At 63.2% G+C, this 15,258-nt stretch carries 10 protein-coding genes and 4 tRNA genes; 5 read left to right on the forward strand and 9 right to left on the reverse strand.

Going from position 1 to position 15,258, the window contains the following annotated elements:
- The first annotated feature begins 162 nt into the window (after positions 1 to 162).
- Positions 163 to 1,011: a type I methionyl aminopeptidase gene (gene map / locus I8746_RS18980; RefSeq protein WP_033726391.1), complete on the forward strand. Its 849-nt coding sequence runs from the start codon at positions 163 to 165 to the stop codon at positions 1,009 to 1,011.
- 113 nt (positions 1,012 to 1,124) lie between these two features.
- Here map and I8746_RS18985 read toward each other — a convergent pair.
- From I8746_RS18985 to I8746_RS19000, 4 genes are all read right to left on the reverse strand, one after another.
- A tRNA-Asp gene (locus I8746_RS18985) sits at positions 1,125 to 1,201 on the reverse strand.
- Positions 1,202 to 1,214: 13 nt separating this feature from the next.
- Positions 1,215 to 1,290 (reverse strand) — tRNA-Val (locus I8746_RS18990).
- Between the two features lie 170 nt (positions 1,291 to 1,460).
- Positions 1,461 to 1,537: transfer RNA gene (locus I8746_RS18995), tRNA-Asp, on the reverse strand.
- 13 nt (positions 1,538 to 1,550) lie between these two features.
- Positions 1,551 to 1,626 (reverse strand) — tRNA-Val (locus tag I8746_RS19000).
- A 216-nt stretch (positions 1,627 to 1,842) separates the two neighbouring features.
- Here I8746_RS19000 and rdgC point away from each other — a divergent pair.
- Together rdgC and sugE are read left to right on the forward strand one after the other, a co-directional pair.
- Positions 1,843 to 2,763 (forward strand): recombination-associated protein RdgC, encoded by a 921-nt coding sequence (rdgC, locus tag I8746_RS19005; protein WP_003252510.1) that lies wholly within the window; start codon positions 1,843 to 1,845, stop codon positions 2,761 to 2,763.
- 397 nt (positions 2,764 to 3,160) lie between these two features.
- Positions 3,161 to 3,478, forward strand: coding sequence for a quaternary ammonium compound efflux SMR transporter SugE (sugE, locus tag I8746_RS19010; RefSeq protein ID WP_221100940.1), 318 nt, complete (start codon positions 3,161 to 3,163; stop codon positions 3,476 to 3,478).
- Positions 3,479 to 3,482: 4 nt separating this feature from the next.
- Here sugE and I8746_RS19015 read toward each other — a convergent pair whose 3' ends face one another.
- The 4 genes from I8746_RS19015 to I8746_RS19030 all read right to left on the reverse strand — a co-directional run bounded on the left by I8746_RS19015 (position 3,483) and on the right by I8746_RS19030 (position 8,476).
- On the reverse strand, positions 3,483 to 5,360 hold the full coding sequence (locus I8746_RS19015) for an MFS transporter (RefSeq protein ID WP_088513582.1): 1,878 nt from the start codon (positions 5,358 to 5,360) through the stop codon (positions 3,483 to 3,485).
- Between the two features lie 157 nt (positions 5,361 to 5,517).
- The gene (locus I8746_RS19020; RefSeq protein WP_088513581.1) at positions 5,518 to 6,351 is read right to left on the reverse strand and encodes an amidohydrolase; all 834 of its coding nucleotides are present in this window, start codon (positions 6,349 to 6,351) and stop codon (positions 5,518 to 5,520) included.
- Between the two features lie 24 nt (positions 6,352 to 6,375).
- Positions 6,376 to 7,650 carry an MFS transporter gene (locus I8746_RS19025; RefSeq protein WP_004575314.1) on the reverse strand — a complete coding sequence of 425 codons (1,275 nt, stop codon included), beginning with the start codon at positions 7,648 to 7,650 and terminating at the stop codon, positions 6,376 to 6,378.
- A 94-nt stretch (positions 7,651 to 7,744) separates the two neighbouring features.
- Positions 7,745 to 8,476 carry a GntR family transcriptional regulator gene (locus I8746_RS19030; RefSeq protein WP_012053436.1) on the reverse strand — a complete coding sequence of 244 codons (732 nt, stop codon included), beginning with the start codon at positions 8,474 to 8,476 and terminating at the stop codon, positions 7,745 to 7,747.
- 231 nt (positions 8,477 to 8,707) lie between these two features.
- Between I8746_RS19030 and I8746_RS19035 the strand changes: the two genes are divergently transcribed.
- Entirely contained in the window at positions 8,708 to 9,886 is a 1,179-nt protein-coding gene (locus tag I8746_RS19035; RefSeq protein ID WP_017147896.1) for an MFS transporter, read from the forward strand.
- A 126-nt stretch (positions 9,887 to 10,012) separates the two neighbouring features.
- Positions 10,013 to 13,492: a PAS domain-containing hybrid sensor histidine kinase/response regulator gene (locus tag I8746_RS19040; RefSeq protein WP_221100941.1), complete on the forward strand. Its 3,480-nt coding sequence runs from the start codon at positions 10,013 to 10,015 to the stop codon at positions 13,490 to 13,492.
- Here the strand turns inward: I8746_RS19040 and rmuC are convergent.
- The gene (gene rmuC, locus I8746_RS19045) at positions 13,464 to 14,837 is read right to left on the reverse strand and encodes a DNA recombination protein RmuC (RefSeq protein ID WP_161774447.1); all 1,374 of its coding nucleotides are present in this window, start codon (positions 14,835 to 14,837) and stop codon (positions 13,464 to 13,466) included. The two genes, I8746_RS19040 and rmuC, sit on opposite strands and share 29 nt — an antisense overlap.
- Positions 14,838 to 15,258: the final 421 nt, after the last annotated feature.

A 15,258-nucleotide genomic window follows, 5' to 3' on the forward strand; every position in this document is an offset into this window, starting at 1 on the left:
GTTGATAGCCCGGGATGAGGGTAGATCAGCAATTTATGGGCCAGCTATACCGGCCCTTTCGCGGGCATGCCCGCTCCCACAGGGATATCGCAAGGCCTGAGGGCGGCGCCGTACCTGTGGGAGCGGGCGTGCCCGCGAAGAGGCCTGCACAGGTTACGCACCATGCAGTGGCAAGCCGGTACCCGCTGGCGCTATGCTGGGGCAATTTCCAGCATGAGCAACTGCCCTCCCCCCATGTCCCAGGTGATCCTCAAGACCCCCGCCCAACTCGACCTGATGCGCCGCGCCGGCCAGCTACTGGCCCAGGTGTTCACCGAACTCGACAGCTTCATCCGCCCCGGCGTGACCACGATGCAGATCAACGACCGCGCCGAGGCGTTCATCGTCGATACGCTCAAGGCACGGCCAGCAAGCAAAGGCCAGTACGGTTTCCCTTACTCGCTCAATACGTCGGTGGACCACGTGGTATGCCACGGCATCCCCAAGGTCGATGAGGTGCTCAAGGAAGGCTCGATCATCAACGTCGACATCACGCTGGAACAGGGCGGCTACATTGCCGATTCGTCGAAGATGTATTGCATCGGCAAGATCAGCGAAGAAGCCCGGCGCCTGGTCGACACCACCTATGACGCGTTGTGGAAAGGCATCGAGCAGGTGCGCCCTGGGGCAACGCTGGGCGATATCGGCCATGCCGTGCAGGCCCATGCCGAGGCGGCGGGTTACAGCGTGGTGCGCGAGTATTGCGGCCACGGTATTGGCCAGCAGATGCATGAAGGGCCAGAGGTGCTGCACATTGGCCAGCGCGGCATGGGCATGAAGCTGAAACCGGGGATGGTGTTTACCATCGAGCCGATGATCAACCAGGGTGGCCGCGGCACGCGCGAGTTGAAGGATGGCTGGACGGTGATCACCCGGGACCACAGCTTGTCGGCGCAGTGGGAGCATACCGTGGCGGTGACTGAGGGTGGGTATGAGGTGCTGACATTGCGGGAGGAGGAACGGCGTGGCTGAAGCTGCGGCAAACGCGTGCAGGTAGGGGGACAAAATTCAGGCACAAAAAAAGCGACCCTAGGGTCGCTTTCTTTGTTACTTCCGGGTGTTCAGTGGGCCCTGGAAGTGGAATATGGCGCAGCGGACGGGACTCGAACCCGCGACCCCCGGCGTGACAGGCCGGTATTCTAACCGACTGAACTACCGCTGCGCTATACATCGAGTGGTGGGTGATGACGGGATCGAACCGCCGACCCTCTGCTTGTAAGGCAGATGCTCTCCCGGCTGAGCTAATCACCCATGTCTCTCGGTGTGGCGCGCATTCTACGGGCGACTTGGCGCTCTGGCAAGCACTTATCGAAGTTTTTTCACACTTCGGTCAAACACCAAAAAACAGGCACAAAAAAAGCGACCCTAAGGTCGCTTTCTCTGTTACTTCCGGGTGTTCAGTGGGCCCTGGAAGTGGAATATGGCGCAGCGGACGGGACTCGAACCCGCGACCCCCGGCGTGACAGGCCGGTATTCTAACCGACTGAACTACCGCTGCGCTATACATCGAGTGGTGGGTGATGACGGGATCGAACCGCCGACCCTCTGCTTGTAAGGCAGATGCTCTCCCGGCTGAGCTAATCACCCTTCGTCTCGGTGTGGCGCGCATTCTACGGAGCGCCCCGCACCCTGGCAAGCACTTTTTAAACTTTTTGCAAAAAAAACCTCAGGCCTTTCAAAGACCTAGCGTTGTCGGTCGATTCTTTCGTGCATAAGCCACTGCTGGCCCTCTGACAGGGCTGGCCTCAATTCACCGCTCGGAGAATAATGCCCGCCTTATGCATTAAGGAGAGATTGCCCCTCATGTGGTTCAAGAACCTGCTGACCTACCGCCTGACCCAGGAAGTTCCGTTCGAGCCTGAAGCGCTGGAAGCCGCCCTGGCCAGCAAGCCGGCCCGCCCCTGCGCCAGCCAGGAGCTGACCACTTATGGTTTCGTCGCGCCGTTCGGCAAAGGCGAAGACGCTCCCCTGGTGCATGTCAGCGGCGAGTACCTGCTGATTGCCGCGCGCAAGGAAGAACGCATCCTGCCGAGCAGCGTGGTCAACGACGCGGTCAAGGAAAAGGTCGAAGAGATCGAGACCGAGCAAATGCGCAAGGTCTATAAAAAGGAACGCGACCAGATCAAGGACGAAATCATCCAGGCGTTCCTGCCGCGTGCGTTCATCCGCCGCTCGATGATTTTCGCTGCCATTGCACCGCGTCTGGGCGTGATCCTGGTCAACTCGGCCAGCGCCAAGCGCGCCGAAGACCTGCTGTCGACCCTGCGTGAAGTGATGGGTTCGCTGCCCGTGCGCCCGGCCACGGTGAAGATTGCGCCAGTGGCCACCATGACCGACTGGGTCAAATCGCAGCAAGCCGCCGAAGGCTTCTATGTGCTGGACGAGTGCGAACTGCGCGACACCGCCGAAGATGGCGGTATCGTGCGCTGCAAGCGCCAGGACCTGACTGGCGAAGAGATCCAGCTGCACCTGAGCACTGGCAAAGTGGTGACCCAGCTGGCCCTGGCCTGGCAGGACAAGCTGTCGTTCATTCTCGACGACAAGATGGTCATCAAGCGCCTGAAGTTCGAAGAGCTGCTGCAGGAGCAGGCCGAGCAGGACGGTGGCGATGAGGCTGCGCAACAGTTCGACGCCAGCTTCCAGTTGATGATGATGACCTTTGCCGAATTCCTGCCGGTGCTGTTCGAGGCGCTGGGTGGTGAAGAGATTCCGCAAGGGGTCTGACGGGTATGAGATGCGGTGCTGGCCTGAATCGTTTTCTGCCAGCCGGCCTCTTCGCGGGTAAACCCGCGCCTACGACGGCCTGCACCCAATCACCAATGTGTGCCCACCCCCGATCAGGTGTAGGAGCGGGTTTACCCGCGAATACGGTAGCGGCGGCAACGGTGAACGACGGGTGGAAATTGGCCAGCAGGCCCGGCCCATTCGCGGACAAACCCGTGCCTACACATTTTGAGCAAGACAGTTGACCCTACAAGTGGGTGTGGTACCCCTTGCAGGCGTGGACTTGCCCGGAAGGCCGCAGATTGGCACCATGATGCACACTGTGAGGACGACCTCACGACGCACCGCGTGACCATTCCGGGGACGGCCCCATCATTCAAACGATGGAGACACACTCATGTCCTGGATCATCCTGTTTTTCGCCGGCCTGTTCGAGGTTGGCTGGGCCGTCGGCCTCAAATACACCGACGGTTTCACTCGACCACTACCCACTGTCCTTACCGTCGGCGCCATGGTCATCAGCCTGGGCCTGCTGGGCCTGGCCATGAAGGAGTTGCCGCTGGGCACCGCCTATGCCATCTGGACCGGCGTAGGCGCAGTCGGTACGGTCATCGCCGGGATCATGCTGTTCGGCGAGTCCATGGCCCTGGTGCGGCTGTTCAGTGTGGCGCTGATCGTCTGCGGCCTCGTCGGCCTGAAAGTCAGCGCCAGCTAACCCCCTATCGCAGAGGGCCGCGCAGGCGGCTGACCTGTTCGCGCAACACTTCAGGCTGCGCCGCCTCCACCGGGACGGCGGCGCCTGCCACGATGGTCACCCGCGACCACAGGCGCTTGAAGAAGCCCTTGGCCGGGTCGCGGCTGAAGAAGCTACCCCACAACCCCTGCAAGGCCAACGGAATCACCGGTACCGGCGTTTCTTCGAGGATGCGGCTGACCCCACCCTTGAAAACATCGATTTCGCCATCGCCCGTCAGCTTGCCTTCCGGGAAGATGCACACCAGCTCGCCATCAGCCAGGTACTCGGCAATCCGCGCGAAGGCCCGCTCGTACGTCGCCTGGTCTTCGTTACGCCCGGCAATCGGGATGGCACCGGCAGTGCGAAACACGAAGTTGAGCACCGGCAGGTTGTAGATCTTGTAGTACATGACAAAGCGGATCGGCCGGCGTATGGCCCCGCCCAGCAGCAACGCATCGACGAACGACACGTGGTTGCACACCAGCAACGCAGCACCTTCGTCGGGGATGCGCTCGAGGTCTCGATGCTGCACGCGGTACATCGAATGGCTGAGCAGCCAGATCAGGAAGCGCATGGTGAACTCGGGCACGATCCTGAAGATATAGGTGTTGACTGCGATATTGAGCAGCGACACCACCAGGAAAAGCTGCGGGATGCTCAGCTTGGCCACGCCTAGCAGGATGATGGTGAGCACCGCCGACACCACCATGAACAAGGCATTGAGGATGTTGTTGGCCGCGATCACCCTGGCGCGCTCGTCCTCGGCCGTGCGGGCCTGGATCAACGCATATAACGGCACGATGTAGAAGCCGCCGAAGACACCCAGGCCGACGATCGACAGCAAGATCCACCACGCCTGGCTCATGCCCAGCAGTGCCAGCCAGTCGTGCGGCGCTGCTGCAGCCGGTACATCACCGGAGTGCCACCACCACAGCAGGCCGAACAGGGTCAGGCCGAACGAGCCGAACGGCACCAGGCCGATTTCCACCTTGCGTCCACTGAGCCGCTCACACAGCAGCGAGCCCAGGGCAATGCCCACCGAGAACAGGGTCAGCACCAGGGTCACCACGGTGCCATCACCGTGCAGCCAATCCTTGGCATAGGCCGGGATCTGCGTGAGGTAGATAGCGCCAACAAACCAGAACCACGAGTTGCCGACGATCGAGCGCGACACCGCCGGCGGCTGGCCCAGGCCCATGCGCAAGATCACCCACGACTGCTTGAAGATGTTCCAGTCCAGCGGCATTTGCGGCGAGGCGGCAGCCGCCCGAGGGATCCAGCGGCTGGCGAGGTAGCCGAGTACCGCCGTGCCGACCACGCCACCGGCCACCACTGTTGCGTAGCTGTCGGCCGACATCATCACCCCCGCGCCGATGGTGCCGGCGAGGATGGCGAGGAAGGTGCCGGTTTCCACCAGCCCGTTACCGCCCACCAACTCTTCCTCGCGCAGGGCCTGCGGCAGGATCGAATACTTCACCGGGCCGAACAGCGCCGAGTGGGTCCCCATACCGAACAGCGCCACCAGCATCAGCCACAGATGGTTGGTGACAAAGCCCAGCGCACCCATCGCCATGATCACGATTTCGGCCAGTTTGATTGCACGGATCAGCGCATCCTTGGCGAACTTCTCGCCAAACTGCCCGCCCAGCGCCGAAAACAGGAAAAACGGCAGGATGAACAGCAAGGCACACAAGTTGACCCAGATCGATCGGTCACCATCGCCCAGGCTGAGCTTGAACAAAATCGCCAGGATCAGCGACTGCTTGAACAGGTTGTCGTTGAAGGCACCCAGCGACTGAGTGATGAAAAACGGCAGGAAACGCCGCTTGCCGAGCAAGGTGAATTGCGAAGAGTGACTCATCGTCCTTGGTCCTGAGGGCTTTTCAATTGGAGGCTCGCCAAGCGCGCCGGGCCACAAATCTGCATGGGAAATGCGCTGACTGGCAAGCACCGGCTCAGGCATGACCAAGCGAGATTGCGTTCAAGGACCTGCCAGCAGTTGCAGCACTGGCGCTACGTCACTCGAAGCCAAACAACGACCGCGCGGTATCCACCATCAGTGCCTGGCGCAACTGCGCTGAACACCCTAAGGCCTCGAACTGTTCGACAGCGGTACCGAAACTGACCTCCGACTCATGCTGGGTATGCGGCCAGTCACTGCCCCACATCAACCGCTCTGCGCCGTAATGGGCTTCCAGTGCGCACAGCGCCTGACGGGCGAATGCCAGGTTCTCTTCCGGCGAGCCCTGCAGCCTGTAGATGCCGGACACCTTCACCCACACCTTGCCCCGACCGCTCAGGGTCAGCAGTTCGGCAAACCCCGGCTGGCCCAGGCCAAGGCGGGCATCCGGGCGGCCGAAATGGTCAATCACGATGTCCAGCCCATAGGGCTGCAATGCCCGCACCAGCACTGGGATGTCCGCCACCTGACGGTGCAGTTCCACGTGCCAACCCTGCTCGCCGATGCGCTCCAGCAGGGGCCGCCACTGCGCGCCGGTCAGGTCAGGCATGTCTTGCCCCATGAGGTTGAGGCGTACCCCCCTGACTCCCAACCGGGCCATTTCCGCCAAGGTCGCCCGCTCGACCTCCCGCTCCAGCATCACCACCCCGCGCAGTTGCCCTGGCACGGTCTGCAAGGCGCTGAGCAGGTAGCGGTTGTCCGTACCCAGGAAGCTGGGCTGGACCAGTACGCCATGGCTGCAACCATGGGCCCGCAGTTGGCCCAGGTAGTCGCCCAGCGGCGCATCGTAACTGGGCGCATAACGCCGCTGGCGGGCCAGGTTCAGCCCACGGCTGAACACGTGGGCGTGGCTGTCGATGGCAGTCAGGTGCAAAGCGGGTGCGTCGGGCATGGTTCTCATACAAACAGGTTCAGGTTACTTGGCGACGGCACCGGCCGTTTCCGGCGCAGGTGCAGATTCAAGGTTGCGGCCACGGGTTTCGGGCAGGCACAGGGCTGCGATCACCGCAACGCCATACGCGATGCCGGCATCGATGCCGATGGCACTGCCCAGCGACATCGACTCGCTCATGTGCCCGACCAGGAACGGGAACACGGCCGACAGCACGCGACCGAAGTTGTAGCAGAAGCCCACCCCGGCGCCGCGCACGTCAGCCGGGTACAGCTCATTGAAAAACGCACCCAGGCTGGCCGGGATGCCGGCGGCGAAAAAGCCCAGCGGGAAGCCGAGGAACAGCATCTGGGTATTGGTCAGCGGGAAGAACACGTAGGCCTGCACGGTCAGTACACAGCACAGGGCGAACAGCAGGATGTTCTTGCGCCTGCCAATACGGTCGATCAGCAGGCCGCTGACCACGCAGCCGCACCAGAAGGCCAGGATGATCACCGCCAGGTAACCGCCCGAGTTCAGCACCGAAAGGTTGCGCTCTGTCTTGAGGAAGGTCGGCAACCAGGTCATCACCGCGTGGTAGCCACCGTGGGCACCCAGGCCGAGCAAGCCGCCCAGCAGGGTCACACGCAGCAGTTCCGGGCGAAAGATGCCAGCCATCGACTGCAAGAAGCTGGAGGGAATGGCTTTTTCTTTCTGCAGGCGCTGGAAGCTGTCCGGCTCAGGCACGTTGCGGCGTACCCAAATGATCAGCAGCGATGGCAGCAGACCGACGAAGAACATCACCCGCCAGGCAAACTCCTGCGGCACCAGTGAGTAGATCAGCGTAAACAGTGCCACCGCCAGCCCCCACCCCACAGCCCAGGCACTCTGCACCGTGCCCATGACCTTGCCGCGATACTTGGGGTTGATGGTTTCGGCCATCAGCACCGCGCCGGCTGCCCATTCGCCACCGATGCCAAAGCCTTGCATGGCCTTGACGAACAGCAACGGGTAGAAGCCGGTGACGAACGCCGAAAGGAAGGTGAAGAACGAGAACCAGAGAATCATCCATTGCAGGGTACGCACGCGACCATAGCGGTCGGACAGTGTGCCACCCAGCCAGCCGCCGATTGCCGAGGTCACCAGGGTCAGGCCACTGATCAGGCCGGCATCGCCCTTGGTCAGGGAGAACGCAGCGATCAGCGCGGGGATGGCCAGGCCGAACATCTGCACTTCCAGCGCATCGAGCGACCAGCCGCCGAAACAGGCCCAGAATGTCTTGCGTTCCCGTGAGGTGATCTCGCGATACCAGCTGAACATGATTGTTATCCTTCTATTCGTGGTGTGACGGGCAGGCGAAGCCACTGCGCCGTGGCAGCACGGCGCAGACAGGTAAAAGGGTGAAGCGACCGGTTTAGCGAATGTCGATGCGGTAGCGGAAGTGCTGCGCATGGCCGCGCGAGCGGCGCCATTCCAGAGGTTTGCCGGCGTAGTCGCGGGCCAGGCGCTCGATCACGACCACCGGGCTGTCGGCCGGCAGTTGCAGCAAGCGGCCATGCACCGCGTCGACCGCTTCGGCGGTCAGGGTTTCTTCGGCGTAGGCGACCACCTGACCGCACAGCGCTTCGTAGATCGGGTACAGCAATGGGCCCTTGCTGTTCAAATCCACGTCCAGCAGCGGCTGGAAGGTTTGGCGCGGCAGCCAGATTTCTTCGGCCAGCACCGGCTGGGCGCCGAGCAGACGTGTGCGAATGATGCGGATCACTTCTGCCTCCCCTGCCAGGCCCAATGCCTCGGCCACCGCGGAAGGCGCCGGCAGCGACTCGATGGAGAGAATGCGGCTTTCCGGCACTATGCGCTCGCCATTGGCGGCCTCGAAACGGAAGAAGCGGAACAGCGACGACTGGAACTGTGGGCGGCGAATGAAGGTACCGCGGCCCTGCTGGCGCTCCAGCACGCCTTCGGCCACCAGGACATCGACGGCTTTGCGCACGGTACCGATCGACAGGTCGAACTCGGTGGCCAAGGCTGCTTCGGTGGGGATCGCTTCCCCCGGGCGCCAGCGGTTGTTGGCAATTTGCGCGACCATGTGGTCGCGCAGTTGTTGGTAGCGGGGCAGTCGAGCATCACCGGTCAATGGGTGCATGGGTCTCGCTCTCGTCTTGTTATATAAACATATATATGAATTTTTCGAGAGTATTCCCTGAGCCTGACGGGTTGTCAATCCTCCGCCTGTCGCCCTTTTGCAGGCGAAACGGCCTTGTGTCGGGAAGGGCAGTGAAGCCGCCCGATTCACTGTAAGGGTGCCGGTGCTGCTACAAGGACCGCATGTGGCTTATGCTTGTGCTCGGCAAACCCGCACAACAAGGACGTGGCAATGCTCGCCGCCATAAAACGCTACCCGCACACCGTTCGCCTGCTGCTCACCACCACCTTCACGCTTACCGTCGCCCGCGCCCTCACCCTGCCCTACCTGGTGGTTTACCTGGCCGACAATTTCCAGCTGCCGATCAGCCAGATCGGTCTGCTGATCGGTGGCGCGCTGATCGTCGCCTCGCTGTTGAGTCTGTACGGTGGTCATCTGGTCGACACCTTGAGCAACCACACGCTGGTCAGCGCCAGTACCCTGCTGTTCGCCCTGGCCTTCGTCGGCGCGGTCGCCAGCCGTTCGGCACTGCCGTTCTTCTTCTGTCTGGTGTTGATCAACCTGGCCCTGGCAGTGGTCGACATTGCTGCCAAGGCGGGCTTCTGCGCGTTACTGCCGGTGGATGAGCGGGCCGAGGTATTCGCCATCAAGTACACCCTCAGCAACGTCGGCTACGCCGCCGGCCCGTTGCTGGGCGTGGCCATGCTTGAACTGAACGACCATGTGCCGTTCCTCGCCTCTGCCCTGCTTGGCCTGGCCATGTGCCTGGCTTACTGGCGCCTGGGTGATCGCAGCCTGCAGGCCAGCGCGCCGGACAAACCTGCGGCCGGCTTCGGCCAAGTGGCGCTGGGGCTGGCGCGGGATCGCCGGCTGGTGTGCTTTACCGTGGGTGGGGTGCTGAGCGCGGTGGTGTTCGGCCAGTTCACCGCCTACCTGTCCCAGTACCTGGTGGTCACCAGCAACCCGGCCGAAGCGGCACGGCTGATCGGCTATCTGGTCACCACCAACGCCGTGACGGTCATTGCCTTGCAGTACCTGATTGGCCGGCGCATCAGCCGCCAGCGCCTGATGCCGTGGCTGTTGGCCGGTATGGGCCTGTTCATCGCCGGCTTGCTGGGTTTTGCGCTGGCGGGCTCGGTACTGGCCTGGTGCCTGGCGATGCTGGTGTTCACGCTGGGCGAAATCATCGTGATCCCGGCCGAGTACATGTTTATCGACCTGATCGCACCGGAGCACTTGCGCGGGGTGTATTACGGCGCGCAGAACCTGTCCAACCTGGGGGCCGCGCTGGGGCCGGTGATGGTGGGGTTTGCACTGGTACACCTGTGGCCGGGGGCAGTCTTCTACCTGCTGGTGTTGTCGGTGATACTGGCAGGGGTGTTCTATGGGTTGGGTACCCGCAGGGGTTGATGTTGCCTGTTCCGGCCTCTTCGTGGGTGAACCCGCTCCTACAACCATCGTCTGCGCTGACGAAGCGGCACTTGCGTGCCAGACTGATTGATCGGGACCGCGTTACCTTTTTGCTTCGGAGTCTTCATGTCGTTGTCCAGCGGGCTGATCGCCGTGGTCGCCCTGGCCTATATGGCCATCATGTTCGCCATCGCCTTCTATGGCGACCGCCGCAGCACGCCATTGCCGCCAAAGCTGCGTGCCTGGGTGTACAGCCTGTCGCTGGCCGTGTACTGCACCAGCTGGACCTTCTTCGGCGCGGTCGGCCAGGCCGCCGAACAGCTTTGGGCATTCCTGCCCATCTACCTGGGCCCGGTACTGCTGCTGATCTTCGCGCCGTGGGTGCTGCAGAAGATGGTGTTGATCAGCAAGCAGCAGAACATCACCTCGATCGCCGACTTCATTGCCGCACGCTACGGCAAGTCGCAGACCCTGGCAGTGGTGGTGGCGCTGATCTGCCTGGTCGGCGTGCTGCCGTATATCGCCTTGCAGCTCAAGGGCATCGTACTGGGCGTGAACCTGTTGATCGGCGCCAACGCCGACGCCACCGGCACACGCGTGCAGGACACCGCGCTGGTGATATCGCTGGTACTGGCGCTGTTCGCCATCGTCTTCGGTACCCGCAGCCTGGATGTGACCGAACACCACCGCGGCATGGTCCTGGCGATCGCCTTCGAATCGCTGATCAAGCTGCTGGCGTTTCTTGCCGTGGGCATCTTCATCGTTTTCAACCTGTATGACGGCTTCGACGACCTGTTCAGCCAGGCCCGCCAGTCGATCCACTTGCAGGACTATTGGAAAGAAACCATCAATTGGCCGTCCATGGTGGTGCAAACCGCCGTGGCGATGATGGCAATCATCTGCCTGCCCCGGCAGTTCCACGTTACCGTGGTCGAGAACATCGAACCGCAGGACTTGCGCCTGGCGCGCTGGGTATTCCCCATGTACCTGGCACTGGCCGCGCTGTTCGTGGTGCCGATTGCCCTGGCCGGGCAGATGCTGCTGCCCGGCACGGTGATCTCCGACTCGTTTGTCATCAGCCTGCCCCTGGCCGAGGCGCACCCGAGCCTTGCCCTGCTGGCGTTCATCGGCGGCGCCTCGGCGGCTACCGGCATGGTGATCGTCGAGGCCGTGGCGCTGTCGACCATGGTGTCCAACGACATGCTGCTGCCCTGGCTGCTGCGCCGCAACAACGCCGAGCGGCCTTTCGAAGCGTTCCGCCACTGGATGCTTTCGGTACGCCGGGTAACCATCGTGGTGATCCTGCTGCTGGCCTATGTCAGCTACCGCCTGCTGGGTTCCACCGCCAGCCTGGCGACCATCGGCCAGATCGCCTTTGCCGCTGTGACCCAGCTCACCCCGGCCATGCTTGGCGCGCTGTACTGGAAGCAGGCCAACCGTCGCGGCGTGTTCGCCGGCCTGGCCGCTGGCATTTTCCTGTGGTTCTACACCTTGGTGCTGCCGATTGCCGCGCACAGCCTGGGCTGGTCGTTGCAGTTGTTCCCTGGCCTGGCGTGGCTGCACGGCAACCCGCTGAACCTGCCGATCAGTCCACTGACCCAAGGTGTGGTGCTGTCACTGGCGGGCAACTTCACCCTGTTCGCCTGGGTTTCGGTGCTGTCGCGCACACGGGTTTCCGAGCACTGGCAGGCCGGCCGGTTCATTGGCCAGCAGACCAGCGCGCGGCCCAGCAGCAAGCCGCTGCTGGCGGTGCAGATCGACGACCTGTTGACCCTGGCCTCGCGCTTTGTCGGGGAAGAGCGCGCACGGCAGAGCTTCATCCGCTTTGCCTACCGCCAGGGCAAGGGCTTCAACCCGAACCAGAACGCCGATGGCGACTGGATCGAGCACACCGAACGCCTGCTGGCCGGGGTACTCGGTACCTCCTCGACCCGCGCCGTGGTCAAAGCGGCCATCGAAGGCCGCGACATGCAGCTGGAAGACGTGGTGCGCATCGCTGACGAAGCCAGTGAGGTGCTGCAGTTCAACCGCGCCCTGCTGCAAGGCGCCATCGAGAACATCAACCAGGGCATCAGCGTGGTCGACCAGAACTTGCACCTGGTGGCCTGGAACCGCCGCTACCTGGAGCTGTTCAACTACCCGGACGGGCTGATCAGCGTAGGGCGACCGATTGCCGATATCATCCGCTACAACGCCGAGCGCGGCCTGTGCGGCCCCGGCGAGGCGCAAGTGCATGTGGCGCGGCGGCTGCACTGGATGCGTCAGGGCCGCGCGCACTCCTCCGAGCGGCTGTTCCCCAATGGCCGGGTGATCGAGCTGATCGGCAACCCGATGCCGGGCGGCGGCTTTGTCATGAGCTTCACCGACATCACCCCGTTCCGCGAGGCCGAGCAGGCCCTGCGCGATGCCAACGAACGCCTTGAACAACGCGTGGCGGAGCGCACCCACGAACTGTCGCAGTTGAACCAGGCGCTGTCCGAAGCCAAGAGCCAGGCCGAAGCGGTGAGCAAGTCCAAGACCCGCTTCCTGGCCGCCGTCAGCCATGACCTGATGCAACCGTTGAACGCCGCACGGCTTTTCTCTGCCGCCTTGTCGCAACAGGCCGAGGGCATGAACGAAGAGGCCCAGCAGTTGGTACAGCACATGGACAGCTCGCTGCGCTCGGCTGAAGAGCTGATCAGCGACCTGCTGGACATCTCGCGCCTGGAAAACGGCAAGATCACCCCGGATGCCAAACCCTTCGCCCTCAACGAGCTGTTCGACACCCTGGGCGCCGAGTTCAAGCTGCTGGCGGCCGAGAAAGGCCTGGAGTTCCGCCTGCGCGGCAGCCGCCTGCGGGTGGACAGCGACATGAAACTGCTACGCCGGGTGCTGCAGAACTTCCTCACCAATGCCCTGCGCTACGGCAAGAGCCCGATCCTGCTAGGCGCGCGCCGACAGGGCGAGCGCCTATGGCTGGAGGTCTGGGACCGTGGCCCGGGCATTGCTGACGACAAGCTGCAAGTGATCTTTCAGGAGTTCAAGCGCCTGGACAGCCACCAGACCCGTGCCGAGAAGGGGCTAGGCTTGGGCCTGGCCATCGCAGACGGTCTGTGTCGGGTGCTGGGGCATCCGCTGGAAGTGCGCTCATGGCCAGGCAAGGGCACGGTGTTCCGCGTCAGCGTACCGATTGCACGCCAGACCGCCGCGGCGCCAAGCGCGCCCGTGGAACAACAGGGCGGCCAGCCACTGGCCGGGTTGCACGTGCTATGCGTGGACAACGAAGACAGCATCCTGATCGGCATGAACAGCCTGCTGAGCCGCTGGGGTTGCCAGGTATGGACCGCGCGCAACCAGGCCGAATGCGAAGCCCTGCTGGCCAAAGGCATGCGCCCGCACCTGGCATTGGTGGACTACCACCTGGACGACGGCGAGACCGGCACCGGACTGATGGGCTGGCTTCGAGCACGGCTGGGTGAGCCGGTACCCGGTGTAGTGATCAGCGCCGACGGCAGCAAGGAAACCATCGCCCTGGTACATGCATCAGGGCTGGACTACCTGGCCAAACCGGTCAAGCCGGCGGCCTTGCGCGCCCTGCTCAATCGCCATCTGAGCCTGGCTCAGTAACCGCTACGTCGGGCAGCGCCTCGTCGGACAGCGCCCGCTCCAGCAGGTCTGCCGGCAAACTCTTGCTGGCACGGGCGCCCAGTAGCTTAAGCTGCTCGCTGCGGCTGACCAGGTTGCCACGCCCTTCGCACAGCTTGTTGCGCGCGGCGGCATAAGCCTTGTCCACCTGCTGCAAGCGGCTGCCCAGCTCGTCCAGGTCCTGGATGAACAGCACGAACTTGTCGTAGAGCCAGCCGGCACGCTCGGCAATTTCGCGGGCGTTCTGCCCTTGACGCTCCTGCTTCCACAGGCTGTCGATCACCCGCAAGGTCGCCAGCAACGTGGTAGGGCTGACAATCACGATCTGCCGGTCGAAGGCCTCCTGGAACAGGTTCGGCTCGGCCTGCAGGGCCGCCGAAAAGGCCGCCTCGATGGGCACGAACAACAACACGAAATCCAGGCTGTGCAGGCCTTCAAGCCGGCTGTAGTCCTTGCTCGACAGGCCTTTGACGTGGCTGCGCAGCGACTGCACATGCTGCTTGAGCGCAGCTTCGTCGTTGCCGGCAACGAACTGCTGGTACGCAGTGAGGCTGACCTTGGCGTCCACCACCACCTGCTTGTCGCCGGGCAGCATGATCAGCACATCCGGCTGGAAACGCTCGCCATCGGCGCTTTTCAGGCTGACCTGGGTCTGGTATTCGCGGCCCTTTTCCAGGCCGGCATGCTCCAGCACGCGTTCGAGAATAAGCTCCCCCCAGTTACCCTGGGTTTTCTGGCCCTTCAAGGCCTGGGTAAGGTTGGTGGCTTCGTCGGACAGGCGCAGGTTGAGCTGTTGCAGGCGCTCCAGCTCCTTGCCCAGCGAGAAGCGCTCGCGGGCCTCTTGTTGATAGCTTTCCTCCACGCGTTTTTCGAAGGCCTGGATGCGCTCCTTGAGGGGGTCGAGCAACTGGCCAAGGTGCTGCTGACTGGTCTGGGCGAAGCGCTGCTCGCGCTCGTCGAAGATCTTGGTGGCCATGTCGGCGAACTGGGCGCGCAAGGTGTCACGGGCCTCCTGCAGGTCTTCCAGGCGTTGCTGGTGACTTTCCTGCTGTTCACGCAGTTCTGCGTCTAGGCGCGCGGTTTGCGCTTCCAGGCGGCGCAGTTCGGCTTCGCGGTTGGCGCGCTCAAGGCTCCAGGCGTGGGCCGCATCACGGGCATTGTCGCGGTCGATCTGCAGCAGCTCCAGCTCACGGCCTTGGGCGGCCAGCTGGGCCTGTTTGACGGCGTTGGCCTCACTGAGGTCGCTGACCTCGTCGCGACTGGCGTCCAGTTGCGCCTGCAGGCCAGCCTGGGCAAGTTGGGCAGCGTTGAGGCGCTCTTCGAGCAAGGCCTGCTCACCTTGCCGTGCGCCCTGGCGGCGCTGCACCTGCATGACCCACACCAGGCAGGGTATTACGCCTGCCACCATGCCCAGCAGAATGCTGGCCAGATCCACTGTCATGCTTACCCCGAACGCTCTGATGCAAATTGAGTGCAGCTTATCAGCCTGACTGGCGTGTTGCCTGCATCGGCCTTATCGCGGGCCTGCCCGCTGCGCAAGCCTGAAGGCAAAGGTAATGCCTGCACGGTCGCCCGTAGGAGCGGGTTCACCCGCGAAGAGGCCGGCCCTGCTGGCCAATCTCCACCCGCCATTCACCGTTGCTGCCGCCACCGTATTCGCGGGTAAACCCGCTCCTACACACGCATCGGGGGTTGAACACAGGCCGCCGTCGGGGCGGGTTTACCCGCGAAAGGGCCGGGCCTGCTGG

The sequence above is a fragment of the Pseudomonas sp. USTB-Z genome (assembly GCF_019691255.1).
In the GTDB taxonomy this organism is placed as follows: Bacteria; Pseudomonadota; Gammaproteobacteria; order Pseudomonadales; family Pseudomonadaceae; genus Aquipseudomonas; species Aquipseudomonas alloputida.

Coding starts and splice junctions, on each gene's coding strand:
- map (WP_033726391.1), top strand. CDS start 163: ATGCAGTGGCAAGCCGGTACCCGCTGGCGCTATGCTGGGGCAATTTCC.
- rdgC (WP_003252510.1), top strand. CDS start 1,843: ATGTGGTTCAAGAACCTGCTGACCTACCGCCTGACCCAGGAAGTTCCG.
- sugE (WP_221100940.1), top strand. CDS start 3,161: ATGTCCTGGATCATCCTGTTTTTCGCCGGCCTGTTCGAGGTTGGCTGG.
- I8746_RS19015 (WP_088513582.1), bottom strand. CDS start 5,360: ATGAGTCACTCTTCGCAATTCACCTTGCTCGGCAAGCGGCGTTTCCTG.
- I8746_RS19020 (WP_088513581.1), bottom strand. CDS start 6,351: ATGCCCGACGCACCCGCTTTGCACCTGACTGCCATCGACAGCCACGCC.
- I8746_RS19025 (WP_004575314.1), bottom strand. CDS start 7,650: ATGTTCAGCTGGTATCGCGAGATCACCTCACGGGAACGCAAGACATTC.
- I8746_RS19030 (WP_012053436.1), bottom strand. CDS start 8,476: ATGCACCCATTGACCGGTGATGCTCGACTGCCCCGCTACCAACAACTG.
- I8746_RS19035 (WP_017147896.1), top strand. CDS start 8,708: ATGCTCGCCGCCATAAAACGCTACCCGCACACCGTTCGCCTGCTGCTC.
- I8746_RS19040 (WP_221100941.1), top strand. CDS start 10,013: ATGTCGTTGTCCAGCGGGCTGATCGCCGTGGTCGCCCTGGCCTATATG.